Source organism: Streptomyces sp. SID3212 (genome assembly GCF_009865405.1).
In the GTDB taxonomy this organism is placed as follows: Bacteria; Actinomycetota; Actinomycetes; order Streptomycetales; family Streptomycetaceae; genus Streptomyces.
Genome location: NZ_WWJY01000453.1, coordinates 1 through 377, shown reverse-complemented (window position 1 = coordinate 377; position 377 = coordinate 1). Strand labels below are relative to the sequence as shown.

Annotated in this window: 1 protein-coding gene; it reads right to left on the bottom strand. The window is 80.4% G+C overall.

Features of this window, described 5'->3' with window-relative positions:
- The coding region (locus GT042_RS13120; protein ID WP_272925711.1) for a ketoacyl-synthetase C-terminal extension domain-containing protein at nucleotides 1-377 on the bottom strand (377 nt) is incomplete at both ends.

Sequence of the window (377 nt, the reverse complement as noted above, 5' to 3'; positions counted from 1 at the left end):
CCTCGGGCGCGGGACCGCCGCTGAGCCAGGTCTCGCCCAGCGGGTCGAGCCCGCCGGCGGCCAGGGCTCCCCCGGCCAGTTCGGCCAGCCCGGCCGCCGCCCCCGCCAGGTCGGCCGCCCGCACATAGCCGCGGACGTCCATCGGGGCGCGCCCCACCCGCAGCGTGTGGGCGGTGTCCGCGAGGGACGGGGCGCCGGGCGCCCGCAGCGCCGTCGCCAGCCGCCCGGCGTGGGCGGCGAGATCCTCTCTCGTACGGGCGGACAGGAGCAGGACCTCGGGTACGGATCCGGCGTCCGGCTCCCCGGCGGCGGCGCGCCCCGGCGCCTGCTCCAGGACGACGTGCACGTTGGTGCCGCCGATGCCGACCGAGCTGACG